The sequence below is a fragment of the Erythrobacter sp. CCH5-A1 genome (assembly GCF_001557115.1).
Classification (GTDB): Bacteria; Pseudomonadota; Alphaproteobacteria; order Sphingomonadales; family Sphingomonadaceae; genus Erythrobacter.
In genome coordinates, this window is sequence record NZ_LSKQ01000159.1 from 1 (window position 1) to 1,006 (window position 1,006).

Annotated in this window: 1 protein-coding gene; it reads left to right on the forward strand. The window is 72.7% G+C overall.

Features of this window, described 5'->3' with window-relative positions:
- The coding region (locus AX708_RS20880; RefSeq protein WP_067490006.1) for a hypothetical protein at nt 1-748 on the forward strand (748 nt) is incomplete at its 5' end.
- Nucleotides 749-1,006 lie beyond the last annotated feature (258 nt).

The following is a 1,006-nucleotide window of genomic DNA, read 5'->3' on the forward strand; positions in this document are numbered from 1 at the left end:
GCAGACCGCCGCCGCGCCCGCCCCCGCGCCTGCGCCCGGCCCGGCGCTCAGCCCAAGCCCCACGCCGCTGGCCGCCGCGCAGCAGGCCGAACAGGCGGTGGAGCGCGTCGCCGAGCAGCAGGGCGGCATCGACCAGCGCCTTGCCGCCGCCGAGCAGCGCCTCACCCGGCTCGATCTCCAGGCGCAGGCGGCGGCAGGCAATGCCGCCCGCGCCGAGAGCCTCCTCATTGCCTTCGCCACCCGCCGCTCGGTCGAGCGCGGGGCCGAGCTCGGCTACCTTGCCGACCAGCTGCGCATCCGCTTCGGCGACCAGTGGCCCAACGCGGTCGGCACGATCATCGACTTTTCGCGCAACCCCGTCCGGCTTGACAGCCTCGTCGCGCGGCTCGAGGGGCTCGGCCCCGATCTCCAGCAGAGCGGCGAGGGGCCCTCGTGGGGCGCCTTCAAGCGCGAGTTGAAGCAGCTCTTCATCTTCCGCCGCGAGACCACGCCCTCGCCGCAGCCGCAGAGACGCCTCGAACGCGCGCGCTGGGCGCTCGAGCAGGGTCGGTACCAGGCCGCGATCGACGAGGTGCGCGGCATGCCCGGCGCCGCCAAGGCGGCGGCGTGGATCAAGGACGCGGAACGCTACAAGAAGGCGATGGACGCATTGGAAGTGATCGAGACCGCCGCCGTGCTCGACCAGCGCGGGGTGCGCGACGGCGCGGGCAATCCGGTGCGCGCGCTGAGCCCGCTGGTGCTGCCGTAAGACCGCCTGTCTCCGTGTTGGAGACACATGAGACGCTGTCCAGATCCGGAAAGCCTGCCACCCGCGCAGGCGTGTTTGGCAGGGGCGGGAAGGGCGCGCGGCGCGGGTCATGGCCGCGCGTGTGTCAGGGCAAGGGCGTGTAGGAAAGCGCTGATTTTCCTACAGTCCTTCCCCGTTCGCGGAGGCCCACCCCGCTGCGACTAGGCCGCTTCGCGACCAAGTCTCGCTTCCCTCCCGCGGGCGGGAGGGAAGCGAGAC